General features: G+C 40.1%; 22 protein-coding genes. 8 read left to right on the forward strand and 14 right to left on the reverse strand.

The window, feature by feature from the left end; all coding sequences use genetic code 11:
• Positions 1 to 184 precede the first annotated feature (184 nt).
• On the reverse strand, positions 185 to 3,079 hold the full coding sequence (locus AC1M9J_RS04280; protein WP_481951956.1) for a valine--tRNA ligase: 2,895 nt from the start codon (positions 3,077 to 3,079) through the stop codon (positions 185 to 187).
• A gap of 187 nt (positions 3,080 to 3,266) precedes the next feature.
• Here AC1M9J_RS04280 and AC1M9J_RS04285 point away from each other — a divergent pair, with 187 nt between their 5' ends.
• Both AC1M9J_RS04285 and AC1M9J_RS04290 read left to right on the forward strand, forming a co-directional pair.
• The gene (locus tag AC1M9J_RS04285) at positions 3,267 to 3,947 is read left to right on the forward strand and encodes a hypothetical protein (protein ID WP_035266700.1); all 681 of its coding nucleotides are present in this window, start codon (positions 3,267 to 3,269) and stop codon (positions 3,945 to 3,947) included.
• Positions 3,948 to 3,965: 18 nt separating this feature from the next.
• Positions 3,966 to 4,772 (forward strand): SDR family NAD(P)-dependent oxidoreductase, encoded by an 807-nt coding sequence (locus AC1M9J_RS04290; RefSeq protein WP_481595833.1) that lies wholly within the window; start codon positions 3,966 to 3,968, stop codon positions 4,770 to 4,772.
• 162 nt (positions 4,773 to 4,934) lie between these two features.
• Here AC1M9J_RS04290 and AC1M9J_RS04295 read toward each other — a convergent pair whose 3' ends face one another.
• From AC1M9J_RS04295 to sdsA, 8 genes are all read right to left on the reverse strand, one after another.
• Complete coding sequence (locus AC1M9J_RS04295; protein WP_092766865.1) at positions 4,935 to 5,375, reverse strand: YbjQ family protein; 441 nt, start codon at positions 5,373 to 5,375, stop codon at positions 4,935 to 4,937.
• A 9-nt stretch (positions 5,376 to 5,384) separates the two neighbouring features.
• Positions 5,385 to 5,735, reverse strand: a complete 351-nt coding sequence (locus tag AC1M9J_RS04300; protein ID WP_092766864.1) for a YbjQ family protein — start codon at positions 5,733 to 5,735, stop codon at positions 5,385 to 5,387.
• Between the two features lie 98 nt (positions 5,736 to 5,833).
• Positions 5,834 to 7,285 (reverse strand): multidrug efflux RND transporter AdeIJK outer membrane channel subunit AdeK, encoded by a 1,452-nt coding sequence (adeK, locus tag AC1M9J_RS04305; RefSeq protein WP_035267849.1) that lies wholly within the window; start codon positions 7,283 to 7,285, stop codon positions 5,834 to 5,836.
• Complete coding sequence (locus AC1M9J_RS04310) at positions 7,285 to 10,461, reverse strand: efflux RND transporter permease subunit (RefSeq protein ID WP_481595834.1); 3,177 nt, start codon at positions 10,459 to 10,461, stop codon at positions 7,285 to 7,287. The genes adeK and AC1M9J_RS04310 overlap by 1 nt, the downstream gene beginning before the upstream one ends.
• Before the next feature lie 12 nt (positions 10,462 to 10,473).
• Positions 10,474 to 11,715: an efflux RND transporter periplasmic adaptor subunit gene (locus tag AC1M9J_RS04315; RefSeq protein ID WP_035267853.1), complete on the reverse strand. Its 1,242-nt coding sequence runs from the start codon at positions 11,713 to 11,715 to the stop codon at positions 10,474 to 10,476.
• Positions 11,715 to 12,350 carry a phosphatase PAP2 family protein gene (locus AC1M9J_RS04320; protein WP_035267854.1) on the reverse strand — a complete coding sequence of 212 codons (636 nt, stop codon included), beginning with the start codon at positions 12,348 to 12,350 and terminating at the stop codon, positions 11,715 to 11,717. Before AC1M9J_RS04320 ends, AC1M9J_RS04315 begins: the two co-directional genes overlap by 1 nt.
• A gap of 163 nt (positions 12,351 to 12,513) precedes the next feature.
• Positions 12,514 to 14,565: a site-specific recombinase gene (locus tag AC1M9J_RS04325; protein WP_180027964.1), complete on the reverse strand. Its 2,052-nt coding sequence runs from the start codon at positions 14,563 to 14,565 to the stop codon at positions 12,514 to 12,516.
• A 23-nt stretch (positions 14,566 to 14,588) separates the two neighbouring features.
• Positions 14,589 to 15,566, reverse strand: coding sequence for an All-trans-nonaprenyl-diphosphate synthase (gene sdsA / locus AC1M9J_RS04330; RefSeq protein ID WP_035267858.1), 978 nt, complete (start codon positions 15,564 to 15,566; stop codon positions 14,589 to 14,591).
• Between the two features lie 407 nt (positions 15,567 to 15,973).
• Between sdsA and rplU the strand changes: the two genes are divergently transcribed.
• From rplU to serS, 5 genes are all read left to right on the forward strand, one after another.
• Positions 15,974 to 16,285, forward strand: coding sequence for a 50S ribosomal protein L21 (gene rplU, locus AC1M9J_RS04335; RefSeq protein WP_035267860.1), 312 nt, complete (start codon positions 15,974 to 15,976; stop codon positions 16,283 to 16,285).
• Positions 16,286 to 16,304: 19 nt separating this feature from the next.
• Entirely contained in the window at positions 16,305 to 16,562 is a 258-nt protein-coding gene (rpmA, locus tag AC1M9J_RS04340; RefSeq protein WP_035267862.1) for a 50S ribosomal protein L27, read from the forward strand.
• Between the two features lie 217 nt (positions 16,563 to 16,779).
• Positions 16,780 to 17,478 (forward strand): outer membrane lipoprotein periplasmic chaperone LolA, encoded by a 699-nt coding sequence (lolA, locus tag AC1M9J_RS04345; protein ID WP_481595836.1) that lies wholly within the window; start codon positions 16,780 to 16,782, stop codon positions 17,476 to 17,478.
• A gap of 110 nt (positions 17,479 to 17,588) precedes the next feature.
• The gene (locus tag AC1M9J_RS04350) at positions 17,589 to 18,374 is read left to right on the forward strand and encodes an RsiV family protein (RefSeq protein ID WP_481593101.1); all 786 of its coding nucleotides are present in this window, start codon (positions 17,589 to 17,591) and stop codon (positions 18,372 to 18,374) included.
• A gap of 112 nt (positions 18,375 to 18,486) precedes the next feature.
• A complete protein-coding gene (serS, locus tag AC1M9J_RS04355; RefSeq protein ID WP_035267865.1) occupies positions 18,487 to 19,758 on the forward strand; it encodes a serine--tRNA ligase in 1,272 nt (423 codons plus the stop codon).
• Between the two features lie 53 nt (positions 19,759 to 19,811).
• On the opposite strand, the gene AC1M9J_RS04360 is transcribed toward serS, so the two are convergent.
• The 5 genes from AC1M9J_RS04360 to AC1M9J_RS04380 form a co-directional block, all read right to left on the reverse strand.
• Positions 19,812 to 20,831 carry an AraC family transcriptional regulator gene (locus AC1M9J_RS04360; protein ID WP_481590631.1) on the reverse strand — a complete coding sequence of 340 codons (1,020 nt, stop codon included), beginning with the start codon at positions 20,829 to 20,831 and terminating at the stop codon, positions 19,812 to 19,814.
• 156 nt (positions 20,832 to 20,987) lie between these two features.
• The gene (locus tag AC1M9J_RS04365) at positions 20,988 to 21,830 is read right to left on the reverse strand and encodes a hypothetical protein (RefSeq protein ID WP_481951957.1); all 843 of its coding nucleotides are present in this window, start codon (positions 21,828 to 21,830) and stop codon (positions 20,988 to 20,990) included.
• 60 nt (positions 21,831 to 21,890) lie between these two features.
• Positions 21,891 to 22,976, reverse strand: coding sequence for an LLM class flavin-dependent oxidoreductase (locus tag AC1M9J_RS04370; RefSeq protein WP_179997731.1), 1,086 nt, complete (start codon positions 22,974 to 22,976; stop codon positions 21,891 to 21,893).
• A 30-nt stretch (positions 22,977 to 23,006) separates the two neighbouring features.
• Positions 23,007 to 23,528 carry a flavin reductase family protein gene (locus tag AC1M9J_RS04375; RefSeq protein ID WP_179997732.1) on the reverse strand — a complete coding sequence of 174 codons (522 nt, stop codon included), beginning with the start codon at positions 23,526 to 23,528 and terminating at the stop codon, positions 23,007 to 23,009.
• Positions 23,529 to 23,573: 45 nt separating this feature from the next.
• The gene (locus AC1M9J_RS04380) at positions 23,574 to 24,824 is read right to left on the reverse strand and encodes a dienelactone hydrolase family protein (protein WP_481595838.1); all 1,251 of its coding nucleotides are present in this window, start codon (positions 24,822 to 24,824) and stop codon (positions 23,574 to 23,576) included.
• A 199-nt stretch (positions 24,825 to 25,023) separates the two neighbouring features.
• On the opposite strand from AC1M9J_RS04380, the gene cysG reads away from it, so the two are divergent.
• On the forward strand, positions 25,024 to 26,409 hold the full coding sequence (gene cysG / locus AC1M9J_RS04385; protein WP_481595839.1) for a siroheme synthase CysG: 1,386 nt from the start codon (positions 25,024 to 25,026) through the stop codon (positions 26,407 to 26,409).
• Positions 26,410 to 26,425: the final 16 nt, after the last annotated feature.

Here is a 26,425-nt window from a genome sequence, read left to right on the forward strand (position 1 = left end):
AAACTAATAATCCCTAAAAATTTTTGAACTGTTTTTATAAATTCTGAATTCATACGCCTCTTTGTTAGATTAAATTTTTAGAGAGGTTATTTTATAGGCTTTAATATGTAATGCAATCGATATTAAAAATAAAGGGCTGAATAATCAGCCCTTTATACTAAAATTAAGTTAAATATTCATCTAATTAAAGCGCCGCAATCTGCTCCATATTCGCTTTAATCTTCGCTAATTGGTCAGCAAACTCAGCAAGTTTTACTTTCTCGCCTTCAACCACAGCAGCAGGTGCTTTCGCCACAAAACCTTCGTTAGAAAGTTTGTTGGCAATTTGGTCATGCTGTTTCTGAACTTTGTCTAAGTCTTTTTGCAAACGACCCAATTCCGCTTTAGGGTCAATTAAGCCCTTCATTGGAACGAATACAGACACATGACCTACAACAGAAGAAGATGACAATGGCGGTTGTTCAGCATCGCTTAGGAAGGTAATGCTTTCAACTTTAGCCAATGCTTTAAACAACGGTTCAATACGTGCGATTTGCGCTTTCTCGCTATCCGTCGTGTTTTGAAGCAGAACAGGCAACAAGCGAGCATTACCTAAGCCCATCTCACCACGGATATTACGTACCGCCCCAATCAAACCTTGCAGCCATTGCATATCTGCTTCAGCTTGTTCATTGATAAGCGCTTGGTCAGCAACAGGGTACTGTGCAAGCATAATTGTTTCGCCAACGATGTTCAGTTTTGGCGCTAGTGTCTGCCAGATTTCTTCTGTTAAGTACGGCATCAACGGATGAGCCAAACGTAAAGACGCTTCCATTACTGAAAGAAGCACACGACGTACTTCAGCTTTACGCTCAACCGATACATTTTCATCATTTAGAACAGGCTTAGTCAGCTCGACATACCAGTCACAGTATTCATTCCAAATGAACTCGTAAATCGCTTGTGCAGCCAAGTCTAAACGGTAGGTTGCAAATGCTGTTTGCACTGCTTGTTCCGCTTTTTGTAGACGGCTTACGATCCATTGTTCAGGCAATTCCCAAAGATCTTGGCGAACTTCCTGACCAATCACTTGCTCTTCGCAGTTCATCATCACGAAACGCGTTGCGTTCCAGATTTTGTTGGCAAAGTTACGGTAACCTTCAACACGTTTCATGTCGAACTTAATGTCACGGCCGGTGTTTGCAAGCGCACAGAATGTGAAACGAACCGCATCTGTACCGTATGATTGAATGCCTTCAGGGAATTCTTTACGGGTTGATTTTTCAATCTTCGCCGCTTGCTTCGGGTTCATCAAACCTGTAGTACGTTTTTGTACTAGAGTTTCAAGATCAACACCGTCAATCAAATCGAGTGGGTCAAGTACGTTACCCTTAGATTTAGACATCTTCTGACCTTCGCCATCACGTACCAAACCGTGTACATACACAGTTTTGAACGGCACTTGTGGCGTACCATCTTCATTTTTCATGAAGTGCATCGTAAGCATAATCATACGAGCAACCCAGAAGAAGATGATGTCAAAACCTGTGACCAACACATCAGTCGGGTGGAAGGTATTTAAGAAGTAGTTTTCTTTATCTTTCGCTTCGTCACCCGTCCAACCTAAAGTTGAGAATGTCCAAAGCCCAGATGAGAACCATGTATCCAATACGTCTTCGTCTTGGTTCAATTCAACTTCAGGAGCAATACCGTTTTTCGCACGAACTTCGTCTTCGTTGCGACCTACGTAAACATTACCTTCTGCATCGTACCAAGCAGGGATACGGTGACCCCACCACAATTGACGAGAGATACACCAGTCTTGAATGTTGTTCATCCAAGCCATGTACATGTTGCTGTACTGCTCAGGTACGAACTTGATACGGCCATCTTGAACTGCTTCAATTGCAGGTTCAGCAAGTGGCGCAATCTTCACATACCATTGGTCTGTTAATAATGGCTCAACGATTACACCTGAACGGTCACCGCGAGGTGGCTTCAATGTGTACGGTTGAATTTGGTCTAACCAGCCTTCAGCTTCCGCTTGCTCTACTAACTTTTTACGCGCTTCAAAACGCTCTAAACCAACATAGTCCGCAGGTGCAGGGATAGTTTTAGAAATTTGCTCGCCGGCTTTCGCAATGTATTCAAACTCAGCCAACACTTCAGCATTTTTGTTGAAGATGTTGATGATTGGCAATTCGCAACGTTTACCTACTTCATAGTCATTGAAGTCATGTGCAGGGGTGATTTTTACACAGCCTGTACCGAATTCTTTGTCAACATATTCATCTTTAACGATTGGAACAGCACGACCTGTAATCGGTAGGATAATGTTCTTACCAACTAAAGCTGCATAGCGTTCATCATCAAGCGCAACAGCAACCGCTGTATCACCTAATAATGTTTCAGGACGAGTCGTTGCCACAACGATATGATCTTTACCATCGTGCGTGCGAAGTGACTTATCTTCAAAGAAGTATTTGAAGTGCCACAATGAACCTTGTTCTTCTTTATCAGACTCAACTTCAAGGTCAGAAAGGGCAGTTTGTAATTTAGGATCCCAGTTAACAAGGCGTTTACCACGGTAGATCAAACCATCTTCGTGAAGTTTTACAAACACTTCTTTCACAGCATTTGATAAACCTTCATCCATGGTAAAGCGTTCACGTGACCAATCAACAGACGAACCTAAACGACGAATTTGACGGGTAATATTACCGCCAGATTGTTCTTTCCATTCCCATACTTTTTCGATGAATTTATCACGACCCAAGTCATGACGGCTTACGCCTTGCGCACCTAACTGACGCTCTACAACCATTTGCGTTGCGATACCCGCATGGTCAGTACCTGGTTGCCAAAGCGTGTTAAAACCTGACATACGCTTATGACGTGTCAAAGCATCCATGATGGCATTGTTAAAACCATGACCCATGTGCAAGCTACCAGTGACGTTTGGTGGCGGAATCATGATACAGAAAGACTCGCCTTTTTCAGACGGCTTAAAGTAACCGCGTTCTTCCCAAGTTTGGTACCATTTTTTCTCGATCTCGGTCGGATCGTAGGTTGTAGCAATATTTTGCGCTGAATCAGTCATAGTTCGAACAGATCAAAAGTAGATAAAAAATTGCATCTATTGTAGCAAAAAAAATGCATGGAGAGGCACGTTAAGCAAATGCATTCTCGTTTCAAATCCCACACAATCGAACAGTAATTGATTTTGAATAGCACTAAAGCCAGCGTCAACTCGCGGAATCGGCCTGACAATAAAGGATAACAATCGCATGACCTATACTATTTCTTTGCGCTTACAACCTGAAACTTATCAGCAATATCAAACCATTCACCAAAAACTCAATGCAGGAGATCGTGAAGCGCAAGCTAAAATTCTTGGAGATAATCTGTCCAAAATTGCTTGTGAGATTATTGATCAAGCCTTTGGCACACTGGTCAAAGATTCTAATGCAAAGGATCAAGACTCAGCAAAAGTATTGAAACAAGTGCAAGATGCAATCTTGAAATACATGCCTTGGTCAGTATCTTTTTTTGGTAATGATCGCTTAACGCCTATGGTGAATCATGTACAAAGTTTGATGTATGAACAAGATGGAAAATACTATATTTCATACCCAGTTGAAAAAGTTATTGTGAATGAGTTACTGGGCTGTGCAGAACGTATGCGTGAAGGTCAAAATCAATATGTTGCTCCCGGCTTAAAAGCCTTCACTAAAGTGGTTGATCAAGGCGTTACGAGCTTAATTCGTGAACCTAAAAAAATGCTGAAATTTAATATGGTGGTGGATAAAACCTTAAATGGTGTGATCAGTTTGACCACAGGATTAGGGTATAAGCGATTTGAAAATTTAAGCAAAATTCATGATGCACAAAGTATCGTGAAGTACTTTGACCATTTTTTGGTTTTTCTTGATAATGAAGGACAGCAAAAAGCAAAATTAAATGCTTAAACCATAAGGATAAAGGGAATGGCAAAGTTGGAACAGCTTGATCAGAAAGTGGTGTGGATTACAGGTGCATCATCGGGTCTTGGTAAAGCGTTGGCTGCTGAATGTGCCAGCTTAGGGGCACAGGTTATATTGACGGCTCGTCGTTTTGAAGAGCTGGAAACGGTAAGACAGTCTTTGGCACACCCAGAACGACATATTTCCATTAAAGCGGATATCACAGATGAATCACAAGTTCGTCATGCTTATGAACAAGTTCTCCAACAAAAGGGACGTATTGATTGGTTAATCAATAATGCAGGTCTATCACAACGTGCATTAATTAAAGACACGACCATGCAAACTGAACGTGCGATCATGGAAGTTGACTATTTCTCTCAAGTTTTTTTAACCAAAACGGTTTTACCGACTTTTCAGCAACAAAAGTCAGGACGAATTGCCTTTATCTCAAGTGTAGCTGGGTTATTGGGCACACAATATCGTGCGACTTATTCGGCAGCCAAAGGTGCGATTCATATGTGGGCGAATAGCTTACGTGCTGAAGTTGCGCAAGATGGTGTGGGTGTCTCGGTAATTTTCCCGGGATTCGTGAAAACCAATGTATCCTTTAACGCTTTAAACGGTGAAGGAAAGCCCCAAGGTTATCAAGATGAGGCTATTGAAAATGGTTTAGAAGCAGAGGAATTTGCTAAACAAACCGTACAGGCATTATTGAAAGGGGATGAGTATATTATCGTGGGTGGGGCAAAAGAAAAATTAGGCGTCTTTATTTCACGATTATCACCAGCAATACTGTATCGAATGATCCGAAAAATGAAAGTAAAGTAATTTTTAATGATCGTGACCCGCGTATCGATGAGAAAAATTTTATCAACTATGTCTGGTTTTCTATCTCAATGATCATGCGAGCGATAAGGGGTTTGAAGACTCCTCAAATAAAGTATAGGGCTTGAGTGACTACTACATACCTGTAAAGAAAAAGAGAGACTTTTAGTCTCTCTTTTGTATAGCAGTTCCGTAAGCGAATACTTCAACCATTCCACCTTGAAGTCCTAAATCTGTGGTGCTGAGTCTTAACCCTAAGATTTCAGTTGCGCCCATTTTTTCAGCTTCAAGTTTAAGTCTAACAATAGCTTCACGTCTTGCACGTTCAACAATACTTTCATAACTACGTAAGCGTCCACCAAAGAAATTTTGGATTTGCGCAAGTACAAACTTAAAATAATCATGCGAAATCACAACATTACTGCTGATCATTTGTCCATGGTTTTCAGAAGTTTTAAAACGCTGACTATCTAACTTGATATAAGCTAAGCGCGCTTCTTGTTCATCAAGTTGCTTAAGATGCTTTTGTTCATTATAGCGACCAAATCCAAATCCAATACAAAATAGGATGAGAAAGATAACCACCTGAAAAATGATACCATCCATAACGAATCCTTAAGAGGTGAATGGATCAGGAATTTTAGGTGCATTCGGTGTGACATACACAGCTGTGCCATAAACAAATAATTCGGAAGCACCTTGGGTAATATTGGAAGTCGAGAAACGAATTCCGACAATCGCATTCGCCCCTAAGCCACGCGCTTTATCAATCATACGGTTCATTGCTTCTTGACGAGACTCTTCAAGTAATTCCGTGTATGCGGTAAGTTCTCCACCGACGATATTCTTAAGTCCTGCGAGTAAATCACGTCCAACGTGTTTACTTCTGACGGTACTACCATATACCACGTCAAATTGTTGTTGAATTTGATGACCAGGTACAGATTCTAAATTACTTAACAGCATGTGATTGAAGTCGTTATAAAAAGGATAATTAATGACAAAATATCAGTATTTGGGACAATAAAAAAGCCCACCGAAGTGAGCTTTATTCAAACAAAAAATTACTTCTTGTCGTATTTTAAATCTGAGCTTGAAGGCTGATAAATCACTTGATCCGTAGTATTAGTTTTTAAGCCACCACCGAGTGATTTATAGAGCTCGATTTGGTTGTTAAGGTTCGCTTGTTCAAGCAGCAATAAACCTTGCTCAGCACTATACGATGTACGTTGCGCATCTAGTACAGTTAAGAAACTGTCAATACCAGCGCGGAAGCGGGCATTTGAGAGTTTGTAGGTTGTATTGGTCGCATCAACTAAACGGCGTTGTGCAGTTAAACGTTCACCGATATTTTGACGCACTGCCAAAGCATCATTCACTTCACGGAACGCAGATTGAATTGATTTTTCATAATCAGACAATGCGATCTGTTGCTGTGTTTCAGAGACTTTAATATTGGCACGACGTGTACCCCAGTCAAAGATTGGTATATCTAGACTAGGACCAACAGACCAAACAAAAGCGCCAGACTTGAATAAATCACTTAAGTCTGTTGATGCATAACCTGCTGAACCTGTGAGGCTAATGGTTGGGAATAAACGCGCTTTTGCAGCACCGATATTCGCACCAGCCGCACTTAGCTGATATTCAGCCGCTTTAACATCTGGACGGTTGTTGAGTAGATCACTTGGCAAACCAGCCGCAAAAGCAGTGGTTGATGTCACACGTGTGATTCTCTCTTTAGGCAATAAATTGTCAGGTAGTGGTTGACCTACAAGGAGGTTTAACGCATTAACCGCTTGTGCAATTTGAGTCTTGTATTCAGCAACATCACCACGTGCCGTCTCAACAGAAACTTGAGCCTGACGAAGCGGAACTTCACTGTCGATTCCCACATCAAAACGTTTTTTGTTGAGATTGTAAGATTCAAGTTGAGCTTTTAGCGTCTGTTCAGCGAGCTTAAGATTCGCTTGCGCATATGAGTAAGCCAACCAAGCTTGAGCTGTTTGGCTAATCAAGGCAATTTGAGTGGCATCACGTGCGCTTGCAGTTGAAAGATAAGTGTCTAGGGCATTGTCTTTCAAGCTTCTAACACGACCCCAAAAATCAATTTCATAAGCCGTTAAACCTAAACCTACATTATAGGTTGTTACTGGGCTTGGCGAATTGACCGTGTCTTGTCGTAAAACACCACCACTTGCACCAATCGTAGGCAATTGATTGTTTTGGCTGATTTGAAATTGTTGACGTGCTAATTCGATATTTAGCGTCGCTTTACGAAGATCACGGTTATTTGCCAAGGCTAAATCCAAAACTTGGATTAAGCGTTGATCTACAAAAAAATCCTTATAACCTTGCTCCGCAATAGATGGACCAGAAGCATTGCCAAGATAACTTCCTGGAATATTGGCTTGAGTGACCGGTTCTGGACCACGCATGCTTTGACATGCTGTCAAAGCAAGCGCAATTGCAGATACCGCAATGCTACGACCTGTAATAGACCATACGTTTTGCATCACGAAATTTGCTCCTGTTTATTTTGTTTTGGTTTTGTTTTAAAGATACTTCGGATCCATACGTAGAACACTGGAATAAAGAAGATCCCTAAAAGTGTTGAGCTGATTACACCACCAAGTACACCATAACCCACGGAATGTTGACTTCCTGCACCTGCGCCAGAAGCGAGAGCTAGAGGAAGAACACCAAAACCGAAAGCCAATGTGGTCATAATGATTGGACGCAAACGCATTTTCGCGGCATGCAAGGTTGCTTCGAAGAGTTCTTCACCTTGATCTTGAAGCTCTTTCGCAAATTCTACAATCAAGATCGCATTCTTCGCGGACAAACCAATCACGGCAATAATCGCCACTTGGAAGTAGATGTTATTTGAAAGGTTTGGATCTTTCAAAATAATCATTCCCAAGAATGTTAAAGCAAGTGCACCAACAATACCCAATGGCACAACCATGAGTACAGAGAATGGGATAGACCAACTTTCATATAAGGCTGCCAAGCAGAGGAAGACAATCAATAACGAAAGAGCATAAAGGAATGGTGCTTGTGCGCCAGACTCACGTTCTTCAAGAGATAAACCAGTCCATTCGTAATCGAAGCCTTGTAAGCCCATTGAAGGAAGCTTCGCAATGATTTCTTCAACCGCTGCCATTGCATCACCCGAACTCACACCTGGAGCTGGAGTGCCTGTAATGTTCATGGAAGAAACGCCGTTATAACGCTCTAAACGTGGTGAACCATAAGTCCATTCGCCTGTTGCGAATGCTGAGAATGGAACCATCGTACCTTGGTTATTGCGGACATACCACTTGTCTAAGTCTTCAGGCATCATACGAGAGCTCGCTTCACCTTGAACATACACTTTTTTCACACGGCCACGATCGATGAAGTCATTAATGTATGTACCACCCCATGCCATACCCATCGTACTATTGATTTCAGCAATGCTGACTCCCATAGCACCTGCTTGAGCATGATCGACGATGACACGATATTGAGGCGTATCTTCTTGTCCGTTAGGACGAACACCTGTTAAACGCTGATCTTGAGAAGCTAAGCCGAGTACAGCATTACGTGCTGCTAATAATTGCTCGTGACTTTGACCTGCAGCTGCTTTTAACTGTAGGTTAAAGCCTGCACTCACGCCCAACTCCGGCATTGCTGGAAGTTGAAGAGGCATGATATAGCTGGCATCTTTCACAATCATATTCAGTGCCATACCACGTTGGATAATGGCACCGACCTGAGATTCAGGAGAGGTACGGTCTTTCCAGTCTTTCAACTTAATGAAGGCAAGACCCGCATTTTGACCAATACCCGTGAACGAGAAACCAGCAACACTAAATACAGATTCAACATGTTCTTTCTCGTTGTTGAGGAAGAAGCCTGTCATTTGATCAATTGTTTTACCTGTTCGTTCAAGCGTTGCATTCGGTGGAAGCTGAACGAGAGTCATCACCACACCTTGGTCTTCATCTGGTAAGAATGAAGAAGGAAGGTTGACAAATAACCAGCCCATCACAGCAATCACAACACCATAGACCAATCCTGCAAATAGCTTGGCATGTGTTAAACGGTTTACGCCGTTTTGATATTTCACCGAAATTTTGTCAAAACCATTGTTAAACCAACGGAAGAAACGGGCAAAAATGTTATTGCTTTGAGGTTTGTTGGCATCATGTTTTTTCAACATGGTCGCACACAATGCAGGGGTAAAGGTTAATGCAACAATCAATGAAAGGATCATTGCTGTAACGAGTGTGATAGAGAACTGACGATAAATTACACCTGTGGTACCCCCCATGAATGCCATAGGTACGAATACTGCAGTTAAGACAGAGGTAATACCAATCAATGCACCAGAGATCTGTCCCATCGACTTTTCAGTCGCTTCCACAGGCTCAAGATGCTCTTCTGTCATCACACGTTCAACGTTTTCTACGACGACAATCGCATCATCCACCAGAAGACCAATGGCGAGAACCATAGCGAACATGGTTAATGTGTTGATCGAGAATCCGAACATGTTGATCACGGCAAATGTACCCAATACAACCACTGGAACAGCCATTGTTGGAATAATGGTTGCACGCCAGTTTTGTAGGAACAAGAACATGACCAAGAATACGAGGATAATCGCTTCAATTAAGGTTTTCACAACACTTTTAATTGAGAGCTCAATAAATGGTGTTGTATCAAATGCAAGTTTGTCCACCATACCTGTTGGGTAATTTGGACGTAATTCTTTTAAACGATCTTCAATCGCTTGGGCTGTATCTAATGCGTTTGCACCCGTTGCCAAACGAATCGCTACACCACCTGCAGGTTGACCATTAAATTTAGAGTCAAATGCATAGTTATCTGCACCTAATTCAATTTTAGCGACATCACCTAAACGAACTTGTGCACCATTTGGTGAGTTCTTAAGGAAAATATTTGAAAATTGTTCAGGTGTTTGTAAAAGACTTTGAGCAGTTACAGTCGCATTTAAAACTTGACCTTGTACAGAAGGTGCACCACCTAACTGACCTACCGCCACTTGCGCATTCTGAGTTCTTAATGCATTTGCAATATCACTTGGTGTAACTTGCAAGTTGGCCATTTTGGATGGGTCCATCCAAATTCGCATAGCATATGAACCACCAAATACTTGCACTTCACCAACACCAGTCACACGGCTAAGTGGTTCAGAGATATTTGAGTTTACATAGTCTTTAATGTCATTTGCATCTAATGCATCTGACTCAGAATAAAACGCAATAACTTGTAAGAAGCTTGCGCCAGACTTGGTAACTTTTAAACCTTGACGTTGTACGTCTTCAGGCAAAAGTGCAGTCGCTGATTGAAGTTTATTTTGAACTTGTACCTGTGCAATATCAGGATCGATACCTTGTTCAAAGTTTAGAGTAATGGAAGCTTGTCCATTACCAGCACTGTTAGATGAGATGTAACGTAACCCATCCAAGCCATTCATTTGTTGTTCAATAATTTGCGTTACTGTGTTTTCTACAGTTTCAGCAGATGCACCCGGATATGTTGCAGAAATCGATACCGTTGGTGGTGCAATCGTTGGGTATTGCGCAATTGGCATCTTGGTGAGGGATAAAATACCCGCCAACATGATGACCAATGCAATCACCCAAGCGAAAATTGGGCGATGGATAAAAAAGTGAGCCATTCAGTCTACTCCTTATGCATTTGAAGTAGCTTTTTGTTCAGATTGAGCTGCTGGCTTTGCTTGTTGACCATCTTTGCCGGCTTGAGGTGCTGCAGCTTGAGGTTGGTAAGGTTTAGCTACAACTTGTTGTTCGGGTTTAACTTTCGCCACACCATCTACAATGACCTTATCACCCGTATTTAGACCTTTGGTCACAATCCAATCTTTACCTTGCACACCTGCAGTCTCAATTGGACGTACTTCAACTGCACCTTTCGCATTCACGATCATCGCAGTCGCTTGACCTGTTGGTGTACGGGTCACAGCCGCTTGAGGCACTAAAATCGCATTAGGAATTACACCTTGCACAATTTGAGCATTAGTGAACATTCCTGGCAATAATAATTGGTTCGGATTTGAGAACACAGCACGTAGGGTAACTGTCCCTGTTTCTGGATTTACACTTGCATCAGAGAATGCAAGATTACCTTCAATAGGGTAGATGCTGCCATCTTCAAGTTTTAAACGAACTTTAGTATTGTTGCTGCGGTCGATGCTGCCTTGACTCAACTGTTGACGTAAACGAAGAAGCTCAGCACTTGATTGGTTGATATCGACATAGATTGGATCAAGCTGTTGGATTGTTACCAATGCTTCAGGTTGATTAGCCGTTACCAATGCACCTGCAGTCACACTAGAGCGACCTGATTGCCCTGAAATGGGTGAGCGAACAGTAGAATAACCTAAGTTAATCTGCGCATTTTTCACCGCTGCTTCTGAAGCTGCAACATCTGCTTGTGCCAATTTAACTTGTGCTTGTAGATCATCAAATTCTTGCTTAGACACAGCATTGATACCGACAAGTTGGCGATAACGGTCAGCTTTAACTTGAAGCGCATTGAGATTGGCTTTTTGACGAACTAAGGCTGCTTTTGCACTGTCTAAGTTCGCACGGTTGGTATTTGCATCAATTTCGTACAGAGGTTGTCCTTCACGCACAAAACTACCTTCAGCAAACAGACGCTTTAAAATCACACCGCTTGCTTGCGGACGTACTTCAGAAATTTGATAGGCTGAAGTTCGACCCGAAAGCTCGACAGTTTGTTCAACACTTTGTGGTTGAGCAACGATGACACCAACTTCAGTTGGCGGCATTTGCTGTTGTGCAGCGGCTTGCTCTGCATCTTTTGGATCTTTGCTACAACCCACAAGTGCAATACTTGTTGCAAGAGCACAAGCAGTGAGGGCAGGGGCCCAAAGCTTTGCCGACATCATTATTCCACCTCGTTAGATTTTTCTCTAAAAATAATTGTTTGCTTTGCTATCCGTTGTGATAGGACTAACCACAGTATAGTCAGCCATATCAACGCAATACTCCAACCTGCAACAACATCTGTCGGGTAATGAGCACCGAGATAAACCCGTGAAAAACCCATGCCAACAAACCATATACAGGCAGCGACGAAAATGATTCTACTTTGATGATGGTTTCGAAAGATCATGATCATCAAACCAGCAATCACTGCTGCATAGAGACTATGTGCGCTTGGAAATGCGGCTCCATAAGTTTCAACGATTTGATAAATTGCATTTGGACGAGGTCGGTCGAAAGCATATTTGAGTAACCAGCCAAGACAGGCACCACCAACGAGACCAAGTGAGATAAATAGACAGTTAGCATATTGTTTTAATCGCCATTGCTGTAAGGTCCAAATCGCCACGCACATCAGCATGATCGGTAAACCGCCAACATGAGACAATAAAACCGCAATTCCATCTATGAGGGGATTGCGGTGTTGACTCATCCATGAAACAGCAGTGAGATCGAGCTGTTGTATCGTTGGAATATAGATTCCTATACTACTTATCGTTATTCCTAAACAACCTATTAAAATCAGTAAGTAAGGCATATAAAATAACCTGAGTTATATTATAGTCGCATACATTTATTGCATGAATGCGTCAAAGTGTACTCGCCAGTACACTTTTTTTCAAGTCAGTGTAAAAGCATAATTTATAGTAATTTCATTACAATGTGCATCTTATTTTTAGCACAAAAAATAACACTAATATCTAATGAGAAGATTTCTTTGGTGAAATTGGATCTTCGACCTCTAAAGGTTGTTTGGGGGGCCAGAAAAAGTCCATTGGTCGTGTAACAAAGTGAGTAAATACTAATTTTGCCAGAGGTTTCCATTGTTCAAAACGAACACGTCTTGCGCGTAATGCCACAATAATAGTGAGACTAAAGCTGACAAATAAGTTGGTCAAACCAATTAATAATACACCAAGGAATGAAACAATAATGAGCCCTATTTCAGGCGTGCCATTGATACTCAATAGGCCCTGCATAAAGTTTGCTGAAGCAAAGGCAATATGACGAATATCTAAAGGCAGACCAAGAATAAAGCCAATTGTCCCCATGCTGCCTAGCATGATTCCGAACAGGAAATTCCCGGCTAGTGCTCCTAAATTACGTTCAATATAGTTTGCAAACTTTTCCAGTCTGTCAGCACCTAGCCAGTTTTTTAAGCGATGATGTGCTTTTAAGCGAGGTCCGACTTTACGATACACTGCCATGTTGTCGAAGTAACCTGCGATCAAACCAGATAAAAATAGACATACACCTGCAATAGCTGCATGTGGGACTGCTAGGGATGTAAAAGGATTTAAACTATGAAGTAAATATGTTGCTTTACTGTGATTGAGTAATTGTTCACCCAAAATCAACGGCCACATCATGGTGATCAATGCTGCAACCGGGATTGCAATGGAAATATTGCCGAGAATAGCGACAAACTGCGTACGGATAATATTGATAATCAGTGCAGCAAGTTCTGCGATTTGTGCAGTTCGAGACCCTTTCTTTTGTTGAACTGTCGCGGCTAGGGCAGCTGCAGTCATAGCAGGTTGTTTGGTTGCAACCGTAAAATGGAGTACATGGATCAACATGAAACCTAATGCATAGTTCATGCTATACGCGAAGGCTTGCATGATAGGTGCCATGGCGATGCGCGCAGTGAGAATCTTCAAGGTCGCCATGATAGCGATAATGACGCCTGCACCTGCGGCTGATTTGTACATACTGAAGAAACCAGCTTTATTGGTACTTACATAATGTTCGCCAGTTTTACTGGCATTTTCAGTGACTTGTAATGCGATTAATTCACTGTTTGTTTTTAAAAGCTCTCGAACACTTCGCTCCTCATAGTGAGCCGCAACTAAATCTTGACATAACTCAGCGAGTGCTAAGTATTGAACTTTTCCAGTTTCAGTCAATAAGTTCAGTAATAGTTCAATACGATCTAAACATTGCTCAAGCAAAGACAATAAATAAGTGAGACTTAAACTCACCCCAATTCTTTTCGTAGCACGACGAATCTTCAAAACGACATCGCGGCACTGCTCGATCATCACCAAAGCCTGGTTGGCGTCGGGTACGACCATTTCAGTAAGATCATCAGCTTCACTATAATGTTTTTTGTATAGCTCAATAAATTCAATGATTTCACGATTCTGCACCAAAAAAGGTGACTCATATTCAGTCAGTTCTGGTTGTGCATTAATAAACTCAGGATAAAGTCCAATACCGCTGATACGGTAAGATAAAACTGTAATGGCTTTAATCATGTCGCGTTTGATGCCAAATTTTGCATCTAAGCTGCCATTACTTTGATTGACAATCTGAAAAAACTGAATCCATTGCTGATCTTCAATATTTTCTAGCCAATATTTATCGCTACGTAAATGAAAGACACGGAAGACTAAATCTTTTAGATCAGTTTCATCGGTCAAAAGGGGAAGAACATGCGCTCCCATTCGTTGACCCAACTGATTCCAAAAACCATCTAGAGAAAGAATCCCACTGTCCGCATAAATAGTGGTTTGTTTATAGCGATTGATCAGATGAACGATATAGGCTTGAAAAGTGGTGGCAGCAGTCGGCGTAATTAATAACGCTTGTATCAACGCCTGAAATTTTTGATTAATTTCTTCTAGGTTATAACTGTCTGATGGACGGATGCGATTAACGAGTTCAATGAGTATGTTTTCGTCTGGAGCAGCTTGATGATGGTCAAGTTGCTCCTGCATTTGTTTAAAAAGATCATTAAAGTTTATATGCATACGCAAATTTTTTTAGTTGAAGTTTATTGGATTCGATCTAATGCTAATTGAGCCAAATTATCAAGCGCTTGACGATAAATACTTTCAGGCAGTTGTAACAATGCCTCACGAGCTGCTGTAGTTTCTTCAACAGCACGTTCGCGACAGTAATCTAGTGCACCAGAGTTTTGAACAATTTGAATCACTTGATCCAAATGTTCAGTACCACCTGTAGTGATGCTACGACGGATAATATCGTGCTCTGCTCCAGAAGTTTTTTGTAGAGCAGCAATCAGTGGCAGTGTTGGCTTACCTTCCATTAAGTCATCGCCAATATTTTTACCAAGTGTTTCTGCGTCAGAGGTGTAATCGAGTATGTCATCTATGATTTGAAATGCATTCCCGAAATGACCTGCGTATTTTCTGAGTGCTTCACGATATTGATGTTGATTGGCAAGAATCGCAGCGCCTTCAGTCGCCAATTCAAACAAACGAGATGTTTTGCCGTGAATAATATCTAAATAAGTCGCTTCAGTGGTTTCAGGTTGATGTTGAGATTGCAGTTGAAGTACTTCTCCTTCAGCAATTTCACATGTTCCTGTTGAGAAGTCTTTTAATAACACCATATTGTTCAAATCTACGAGCAAATCGAAAGCTCTAGAAATCAGGAAGTCTCCAACGAGGACAGCGGTTTGGTTATTCCATGTTGCATTCGCTGTAGGACGACCACGGCGTAACCCAGACTCATCTACGACATCATCATGTACCAGTGTAGCGGTATGCAGCATTTCAATAATTGCAGCTAACTTTTGGGCATGCTCTAGGTTAGTTTCACCGCAAGCGCGAGCAGCCAATAAACACATAATAGGACGCATGCGTTTACCACCTGCCTCAACCACATGTTTGCTGACTGACATCACCAAAGCAACTTTAGAGCTGATTCCTTCATTAATAAGTTGGTCCATCGCAGCAAAGTCTGTAGCAACAGGTGCGAGAATGTCTTGCTTAAAATCGATGGCCATAACAATGAAGTCCTTATACAAACAGTAGATGTTACTCAGCTAGTGTAACAATTTAAGTGAAAGTTTTGGTCGCTTTGCCACATGAATATGCATGATTTTCTTAATGTTGTTCAGTTTCTATTCATGTTTGTGATTTAATCTTCATAATACCAATAAAACTTGATACGTTATTTGATATTCGAAGTAGTTCATTTTGTGAATAAATATAGTTTAATCAATCAGCAAATTGTTATTTTCATGTAAGAAATAGATATTTCGGGATGAAAGTTAACTTTTAGACAAAAGACCTTGTTGTTTATTTCATTATCACTTAAAATCTTTGCCCTTGAATAACCCCCAGTGGCGTTCGTTTTAAGATCGATATATTCCTTTATCGGCACGACGACACGGGCCTGTTGGAGTACATTATGTACGCAGTAATCCAAAGCGGTGGTAAACAACACCGTGTTGTTGAGGGTGAAACCCTTAAAGTTGAATTATTGAAAGCTGAAACTGGTTCTACTATTACGTTTGATGACGTATTAATGTTAGTGAACGGTGATAGCATTCAAATTGGTGCTCCAGTTGTTGCTGGTGCTAAAGTAACTGCTGAAGTAGTTAGCCATGGTCGTCACGACAAAATCCGCATCATCAAAATGCGTCGTCGTAAACACTATCGTAAACAACAAGGTCACCGTCAATGGTTCACTGAGTTGAAAATTACAGCTATTTCAGGCTAATTACGAGGAGTAAATAGACATGGCAACTAAAAAAGCCGGTGGTTCGACACGTAACGGTCGTGACTCAAATCCTAAAATGTTAGGTGTTAAAATGTTCGGTGGTCAAGCTGTGACTGCTGGTAACATTATCGTTCGTCAACGTGGTACAGAGTTCCACGCTGGTGCTAACGTTGGTATGGGTCGTGACCATACTTTATTTGCTACCGCTGATGGCGTGATCAAATTCGAAGTTAAAGGTCAATTTGGCCGTCGTTATGTATCTGTTGAAACTGTATAAGTTTTATCAGGCATAATCAAAAAACCCACTCTTGAGTGGGTTTTTTTATATCTGAAAGAAAGTTATTGAACTGAAGTGAATCTTCATCATGATGAAGTATTTTCAACAATTTAGCTAAATAACAATACAAAAGTTCTTATTTTCTCAATTATTAGCGATCAAATTTGGTTTAAGATGACTCCATATCAAATGATGATCAATAACAAAAGGTGGGATCATGACAATGCTTCGTAAAACGATTGGTGCAATTACAATGAGTGCTGCAATGATGGCACCAGTCGCAAGCACTCAAGTTTTCGCAGCGCCAGTGGCTGCTTCGGAGCAACAAGCGACCGCAAACTTGGTTCGTCAATTAAACGGAATAAAAAGTTTAACGGCAAATTTTGAACAAACAACGAAAGCAACTAAATCTAGTAAAGCACCACAAAAACAAGGTTTGAGTGCTCAACATATGAATCAGACTTTTACTGGGGTGATGAAAGTTGCTCGTCCAGGTAAGTTCTATTGGGAAACTACAGCACCAGCAAAACAAACAATTGTGACTTCTGGAAAGATGATTTGGATCTATGACCCAGATCTACAGCAGGCAATTCGTCAAAATATGGATGAGCAAGTTGCCAATACACCAGCATTATTATTGTCTGGTAATACCAACCAAATTATGCAGTCATATCGTGTAACACAGCCAAATAAAGCTAAAACTTATTACACGTTATATCCTAAGCAGAAAGATGGTGCCTTTCAGAGTCTGACCATTAGTTTCGGTGCAAATAAAGCGCCAAGCTTAATGATTTTAGAAGATTCATTAGGACAAACTACACACGTTAAATTTAGTAATGTGAAAGTGAATGAAGGTATTCCGGATTCAACATTTAACTTTACACCGCCTAAAGGCACAGACATTATTGACCAATAATATAAAAGCAGCGTTTATCGCTGCTTTTTTTAACTACAAATTTCAACTGAATTCATGTCATCTAGAATTTATAGTCTCTGTGTTAAACACTCATTTTTATTGGAGGCTATATGCTAAAACACATGAATCGGTTTGGAAAATTGAGTGTTATTTGTGCATCAATGATCATGTTAGGCGCTTGTCAGCCTAAATCAGATGCAGAAACTAAAAAAAGCAATGAGACTGCTGTGCAAGCAAAACAATCAGAATCTTGGTATATCGAATCGAAGAACGTCGAATTAAAGCCTAAACAGAAGCAAGTATGCGATGAGGCAGGGTGTACAGAATATTCATTCCAAACGGTTGAAACTAATCATCCGTGGATTAATACGTATTTTAAAAATCGAATTGAAAAAGCAGACCCTATACCATTCCAATCGGCTACTAAGAATACAGAGACAACTACTGTGGATCCGCTGAAGTTGAGTCAGAGTCAGACTGTGGTACGTTATTTAAGTCAACATCAGAATATAGCGAGTTTTGAATATCTGAGCTATGTATATCCTGCTGGTGCAGCACATGGGATGTACCACAAAGAATATGTTCATTTCGATTTAAAAACTAAAAAAAGAATAGCACTACAAGATTTAATTGTGAAAGGTCAAAATAAAAAGCTATTAGAAACACTTTATAGTGCTAATAGTATGTGGCTTACAGATCACAATATTGAACAAGATAAACTCGAATTAAGTGACAATTTCTATTACGGAGTTGATGGTATCGTCTTTGTTTATCCGCTGTATGAACTCGCGTCCTATGCTGAAGGAATGTCTGAACTCACTTTACCTTATGTGAGTGTGAATGGTTTGATACAGTCAGAATATCTTCCAAACCTACCCAAACTCGCTGCTGAGTAATTGACTCTATTTTAATTTGATTCAATAAGCTTCAGCTGTCAGCGCTTCGACTGTATTTTTTTCAACGAAGCGCTTACACTATAGGCAGTTTTTTTCCCTGAAAAGATTAACCATGATCGACCCGAAATTACTTAGAAATAATATAGAGGCTGTAAATTTAGCCTTAGCTAAACGTGGCGTGCAACTCAACGTAGAAGAATGGGCATCTTTAGAGGCTCGTCGTAAAGAAATTCAGTCTAAGACTGAAGCTTTACAAGCAGAACGTAATTCGGGTGCTAAACAAGTTGGTCAAATCAAAAAAGCAGGTGGTGATGCCTCTGAAATCATGGCTCGTATGAGCGCGATCGGAGATGAAATTAAAGCCGCTGAGCTTGCGTTAACAGAACTACAAGCTGAAATTGAAGCAAAATCACTTTCTATTCCAAACCTACCTCATGAGTCGGTGCCAGAGGGCAAAGATGAGAATGACAACGTTGAAATTTTAAAATGGGGTACGCCTCGTGAATTCAACTTTGAAATTAAAGATCACACTGATCTTGGTGAGTGGATGGGTGGACTCGAGTTTGAAACAGCGACTAAGTTAACAGGTACTCGTTTCAGTGTGCTCAAGGGCCCGCTTGCACGTTTACAACGTGCACTAACGCAGTTCATGTTAGATACACATACATTGAAAAATGGCTATACAGAAGCTTATGTACCGTATTTAGTAAATGCTGATTCATTACGTGGAACTGGTCAGTTGCCTAAATTTGAAGAAGATTTGTTCAAGCTCCAAGGTGACAAAGAATATTACTTGATCCCAACTGCTGAAGTACCTGTGACTAACTTTGTGCGTGATGAGATTATTGATCCTGAGCGTCTACCGTTAAAATATGCTGCTCATACACCTTGTTTCCGTAGTGAAGCTGGTTCTTATGGTCGTGATACACGCGGTTTGATTCGTCAGCACCAATTTGACAAAGTAGAAATGGTTCAAATTGTTAAACCTGAAGACTCTATGCAAGCATTGGAAGAGTTGACAGGGCATGCTGAGGGTATTTTACAGGCGCTTGGATTGCCATATCGTAAAATCATCCTATGCGGTGGTGATATGGGCTTTGGTGCAACGAAGACTTATGACTTAGAAGTTTGGGTACCAAGCCAAAATACCTATCGTGAAATTTCATCGTGTTCAAACATGGGGGATTTCCAGGCTCGTCGTATGAAAGCTCGTTACCGTGCTGATCAAAAGAAAACAGAGTTTGTTCATACTTTGAATGGTTCAGGTTTAGCAGTTGGTCGTACTTTGCTCGCGGTGATGGAAAACTATCAACGTGAAGATGGTTCGATTGAGATTCCTGAAGTCTTACGTCCTTATATGGGTGGACAAAATTTTATCGATTAATCGATAAAACACAAAAAAGCTAACTCAATTGAGTTAGCTTTTTTTTTAGTGTTTTAATGAATGAGTTGAGCACTGCCTGTTTGCCTTTCAATAATTTTTTTTAAGGTCTCACTCGGTTTTTCCCCAAATGCATCTTTATACTCAAGTGAAAAACGACCTAAATGTGTAACACCCCATTTATAAGCAATTTCAGTAATATTAATTTTATGCGTAGACTGTGAAATTTCATTATAAATACATTTAAGTCGGTAATGGCGTATATAAGCATTTGGACTGCATTTTAAATATTTTTTGAAAATTGTATTCAGCTTTTTTTTGCTTAATCCAGATGCATATTCTAAATCTGAAATTTCAATTTTTTGATGTATATTTTTTTGTATGAATTCTAATAAGCGAGTAAAGAAGTCAGGATAATCTAAAGTATTTTTATAAATTAAATCACTATAGTTATTGGGTTGAGATAATAATAATGACTTCACGATAATATATTCAAAATCTGAGCGCATTTCTTGAAAAAATGAAGTATTGGTAAAATTGTTTGTGAAATTTTTAATACTGTCAATTAAATCCCACCATGCTTTAATTTTCGGGTTGTTTTGATCCATCACATTTTGAAATACCAAAGGTTCGGTAACTGGCTGAGAGATTAAATCTGAAAGTATTTTTTCAACAAAAGTCTTTGAAAAAGAAATGAATGTTTGCACACAGTCTTTGTCAATAATTAGTTCAAATTTATCTTCAGGTGAAACAATGGATGCTTGATCATAACAGGCGTAAAAAGTTTGACCATCTTTTTTAAATAGTGGTCGCCCATTTTTAGGGCGCGTTATACAAAAGTGGTTCATATTTTCATGCGTATGCGTTTTGAAAATTACATCTTTACCATATGTTAAATCCCCAATAATCATACGACCGATTTGCGATCCATTAAAACTAAAATCCAATGGTTCATATTGATTAAAATCGACTAAATCATGTGGGCCAATGATTAAATCAAGACAATGGTTGGCATCATGAATATTCTGCGTATGTGATTGAATCGTAGAAATAGACCTGTGTTGCTGGCTATACATAAATACCTCTATCCTTAGCTTGCTTATCATTACTTATGCAAAAATCAATCCATGATTTTGCTTTTTTTGTTTTATCTCAAATAAATAAATTAATCTAAAATAGTAGAATATAAAAATACTCTTTTGGTACTAAATTAGATTAATTTGATATGTTATTTAAAAGTGGTAAGCGACACGTAACATAGGGCTACTCGCGGTCGCTCCTGAACCAGCAACACCAGTTGCATCATTACCATATTTATTTTTCCAGTATTGATAAGCAATCCCAGCTTTCAATTTTGGTTGATTGGCAGATTTATCTTTAAGTAAAGAATACATTAAAGACATGTCTACAAAGATTTCACTGGCGGTAGGCTCACCAAAAGGATCTTTCCCTTTGGTACTCATCCAAACACCTATGCCTTGATAATTCCAATTCGATTGCATAATAGGAAAATCCCAAAGCACTTGAAGTGCTAAGTAAGGATCATAGGTATATTTTTTACTCAGTACATTAGCATCATTGCTCTCGTAATAGCCTAGCAAACTGAGATTAAGATAGCCTGGTGTATTTAATGTAACACTTGGACCAGCAACATACATTTGTCGATTTGAACCATAATCATCATTCTTTGTATTCCAGTCAAAACCTACTGTAAAACCATATGTCTTGAACCAACTAGAATCATTCGGTTTGTGTTGCGTGATACTTGGGATATCTAAGGTATGACGATAAATTGCATATGCCTCTTGAGCTCCTCGACCAGAAGCTTTGTTTGCATTTGGTTCAGCTGAGGATTGATGCATATTGAGTTGAAAAAAATTGGTGCCATATTTATAGCCGCTTAGGTGTACAAGACTAAAAATATATTTGTCAAAATCACCGTCTTTAAATGGTTCTGAGAAATCTTGACCATAACTGACAGCCAGTGAAGTATCACTCCAATTTGCCGCTTGAACTGCAGTGCCTAATGCAAAGCAGATTGATCCAGTGAATAACCCCTTTAAAATATAATTCACAGCTAAATTCCCTCTTAAAATAAATAAGCCGACAGTGAAACGGTCGGCTTAAGTGGTGGATTAACGAATATTATGCTTTTCCAAAATTGGTAAAACATGATCACGGAAATACGGAAATTCGCGGCTATAATCGAGGAATGAAAGAGTCGTTCCTCTAAAACCAGCTTCATGTAAATCTAAAATACCTTGCGCGACTTGTTCAGGTGTACCGACTAATGGAAAGCCACCATGGCCTACACTCATTGCATCACGAATGGATTGTTGAACCTCTTTTGGGAAACTTTGAGCATGTGCAAACATTAAGCTCATCAGATTGTCAACGGCAACAGTATCAGCATTGTTTAATTGACGATCCCATTCTGCTTTGGCTTCCTCTTGTGTAGGTCTGCAAATGACATGGGAGAAGGTCATCACATTGACTTCTCGGTTTACGTCGCGACCTGCTTGTTTAAGCTCATCAATTTCAATCTTGCTTCTGCCCAAGTCTGAAGCTGGTGTAAAAAGAAAGTCCGCATTATTAACGGCAAATTCACGTCCATTTTTTGAACCAGCAGCATTGAAGATAGGCGGATGTACAAGTGGTTTTGGTTTTCCATAAGTTCCTTTGGTTTTGAAAAACTTACTTTCAAAATCAAATTTTTCTTCACTGGTCCATACTTTTTTAATCAGGTCATACCAGTCTTGTGCATAACCATAACGAGTTTCGTGATCATCAGGTAAATGTAGACCGAGTGCTTCATATTCAGGTTTATTCCAGCCTGCAACAATGTTGAGTCCAATACGACCTTGACTAATCTCAGATAGCGTTGCAATCTGCTTGGCAACTACAACTGGATGATTGGGGACAGTCTGAATTGTCGCAAAAACTGTAATGTCTTTGGTTAAAGCCAATAATGCGGCCGCCCAAGTCATGGTCTCTAAAATTGTTCCCTGAAAGTCTGTTTCACCGCCATAGCCTGTAAAGCGAGCAATCGGTAACATGAAGTCGATACCAGCTTCATCTAGCATTTTTCCAAGTTCGAGATTCTTTTCCCAGCTCGCACTCCATCGATCTTCAAGAGTTGAAATGGTCATTCCACCTGAGCAGTTAGAAGCAAATGAGCCGAGTAGAAAGCGATTATCATTGAAAAAGTGATGTTGATTCATTTTAAAAAATCCTTAAATTTCGTGAATTCGCTATACACCAGCAAATGCTTGATGAAGATTTGCTTGTTTATATTGCCCGTTATGGAACACCAATGGATTTCCAAGCTGATTACGGCAGGCTTCAATTTGTCCCACAATAATGTAGTGATCCCCAGCTTCATGAAGCTCATACTGACGACAAACAAAAGTGGTTAAGGATTTATTTAGAATGGGGATGCCCATATACTCATCAACGTCATCTAAGCCTTCGAATTTGTCATCAGAAGATTTTGAGAAATGCTTAGACTCTTGATACTGATCTTCACTCAAGATATTGATGGCAAAATATTCTGCCTGTTTGAAATCTTCGAAATGTGTCGCAGATTTTGCGATGTTCCATAAAATTAAAGGTGGATCAAGCGATACAGAAGTAAATGAGTTCGCTGTCATTCCAATTTTTTTATGATTTGAATCTAATGCAGTTACTACTGTAATCCCAGTTGCATACTGACCTAAGAGTTGGCGTAACGAGCGTTGCTCCAACTGTATTACAGGTGTCATTTCATTTAACATGATCATAATCCTTCATCTTAATTCTGATTGTCAGAATGAGTTCCTTTATTCGCCAATCGGTTTATTTTCACTGGATGGCCAAGTTGGCATCAGTTCATTTGAGGGTAAAGTTTCATCTAAAAGTTTCTTGGCAGTTTCAACACCTGCAACAGGTAGTCCAGTTGGATCTAATACGCCAATTTGCACCAGTAAACTTGCCTGATCCCAATAGATATGCTCATGACATAGTTTCGGTCCACGGAACTTGATAATGCCGAGCATTGGAATCTCTACATATTTTCCCGTCGGTTTAATTCCAGGAATTAACCAATCAATTTCCTCATCATGAGTGAAACTCATAATGAATTCATCAACGACTTGAGTTGCGCCTACAGTTCGTGAAATAGGCGTCAGTTTCATATCTTTTGGATTGTTATGAACAAAATGGTATTGATAGAAGCGAGCTAATTGTTTGTAGCCGACGCCACCTGTCAATGTTGGAATGTGATTGACATAAGGCTCTGCCACCATTGTTGCCATCGTGTCTGGAACATTTCGAGTGTCAAATTCAAATCGAACATGCTCTTCCCATAGCGCAGCAAGGTCGTAATTTGGTCCTATTGCTTTGCGTAAAGCTGTAATGGTTCTTTCATGTGCCATGAGTGCACTAGGCTTGTGATAATGCATACTCTGTGGGCGAGCAAAGGCATGATCGACATCTGGATAAATATATGTTTCGACTTTTGAGTTGTTTTGCAGAGCAAGTAGGATTTGTTCACGAGTGTTAGAATCACAGAATTGATCTTGTTCAGCAAAATGAAGAACCAGTTTGGATTGAATGTTGACTGCTTCTTCTAGGTTTTGCTCGATTCCTACACCGTAGTAAGAAACAGAACACTTTAAATCTGGAATGCGGCAAGCTGCGAGATATGCCAATTTACCGCCTAGGCAGTATCCGACCAATCCAGTACCTGCATCTTGATCAACTGTTTCAAGGGATTTGAGTGTTTCAATTGTAGATTTGATATCCTCAATACCCAGATCTTGATTAAATTGAGTATATAAGTCATATGCTTTTTGAAAGTCTTCTTCGGTATAACCGAGTTCTACATTAGGTTGAATACGCCAAAATAAATCAGGAACAATAACGGTATAACCTTCTTCAGCCAAAAAGTCTGCCTTTTGACGCATAACTTCATTAACACCGAAAATTTCCTGACATAACACAAGACCAGGACCTTTACCTGCTTCAGGTACTGAAAGATATGCTTTAAACGAACCTGCTGATGAATGTACATCAATATATGAACCAGCCATCTCGATAATCTCCTTTACTGTTGAACTTATCATCGGCATCAGCAGGATTTTTGACTATCCAAATAGAGTTCAAGTTTTATCCGTTTTAGGTCCCTTCATCGATATGCATCTGTTAAAAAAGCTACCACTTGCTTACTTTTAAGCAGCTTGAGTCGTGGAGAAGGTGCTAAAATAGAGTGGGCATATGAGGATCGATTCAGTGGATATTTTTCCAATTTCATTAAAATTGCAGCAGCAACCTTGTTTGATTGTCGGTGGAGGGCATATTGCTTATCGCAAAGCACTGTTACTGCAAAAATCAGGAGCAAAAATTTCGGTTATTTCACCTGAGATTGAGGCGCAACTTTTAGAAATTGTCGAGAAAAGCTCTGGTCAATATATTCAAGCTCATTTTGAAGATCACGATTTAAAATTAAACGATTACCGTTTAGTGATTGCTGCCACAGATCAGCCTTTAGTGAATCAACAAGTTTTTGAAGAATGTGAAAACTTAAATGTATTGGTGAATAGTGTTGATGATCCACCACATTGCCGATTTATGGTCCCTGCAATTGTTGATCGCTCTCCACTTGTTATTTCAATTGCGAGTAATGGGACATCCCCAGTATTGTCCAGACAGATTAGAACTCAACTTGAGACTGTAATCCCGCATGGAATCGGAACATTAGCTAAAATCTCTGGTGAATGGCGAAAACGTGTAAAACAAAAAATTGAAAATCCTGATGAACGCCGTATCTTTTGGGAAGAGCTGTATGCTGGACCTTTCAAAGAGCGTGTATTTAATAATAATCTGGCTGAAGCAGAAAAAATTATTCATCAGTCTTTAATAGAATGGAACAAACCCAAAGGTGAAGTTTATTTAGTTGGGGCAGGTCCAGGTGATCCCGAGCTTCTCACACTCAAAGCTTTAAGGTTGATGCAACAAGCAGATGTTGTGATTTATGACCGTTTAGTTTCTGGTGCTATTATGGAGTTATGCCGCCGGGATGCTGAAAAAATCTATGTGGGTAAAGCAAGGTCAAATCATGCTGTTCCACAAGAAGGTATTAATGCTTTACTCGTGAAATATGCGAATGAAGGCAAACGTGTCTGCCGTTTAAAAGGAGGAGATCCTTTTATTTTTGGGCGAGGTGGTGAGGAAATTCAAGAACTCTATGAGGCAGGAATTTCATTTCAGGTCGTTCCCGGAATTACCGCAGCATCAGGGTGTTCAGCATATGCGGGTATCCCTTTAACTCATCGTGATTACGCACAAAGTGTTCGCTTCTTGACTGGACATTTGAAGGAAGGTTCTCCTGAACTTCCATGGAATGAACTCGTGTATGAACACCAAACATTGGTACTGTACATGGGACTTGTTGGATTAGAAAAAATCTGTGAAAAGCTTATTCAACATGGTCAACGAGCAGACATGCCTGTTGCTTTAATTTCTAAAGGTACGACACCAGAACAAAAAGTTGTTGTGGGGACTTTGGCAGATATCGCTTCGAAAGTGTTAGAAAATCAAATTCAGGCGCCAACTTTGACCATTATTGGTGAGGTGGTGAAATTAAGAGAACAGTTGAAATGGCAAGACGAACTGTAAAAGTCTGCTATAAAGT

The organism is Acinetobacter sp. ANC_7588 (assembly GCF_056783995.1).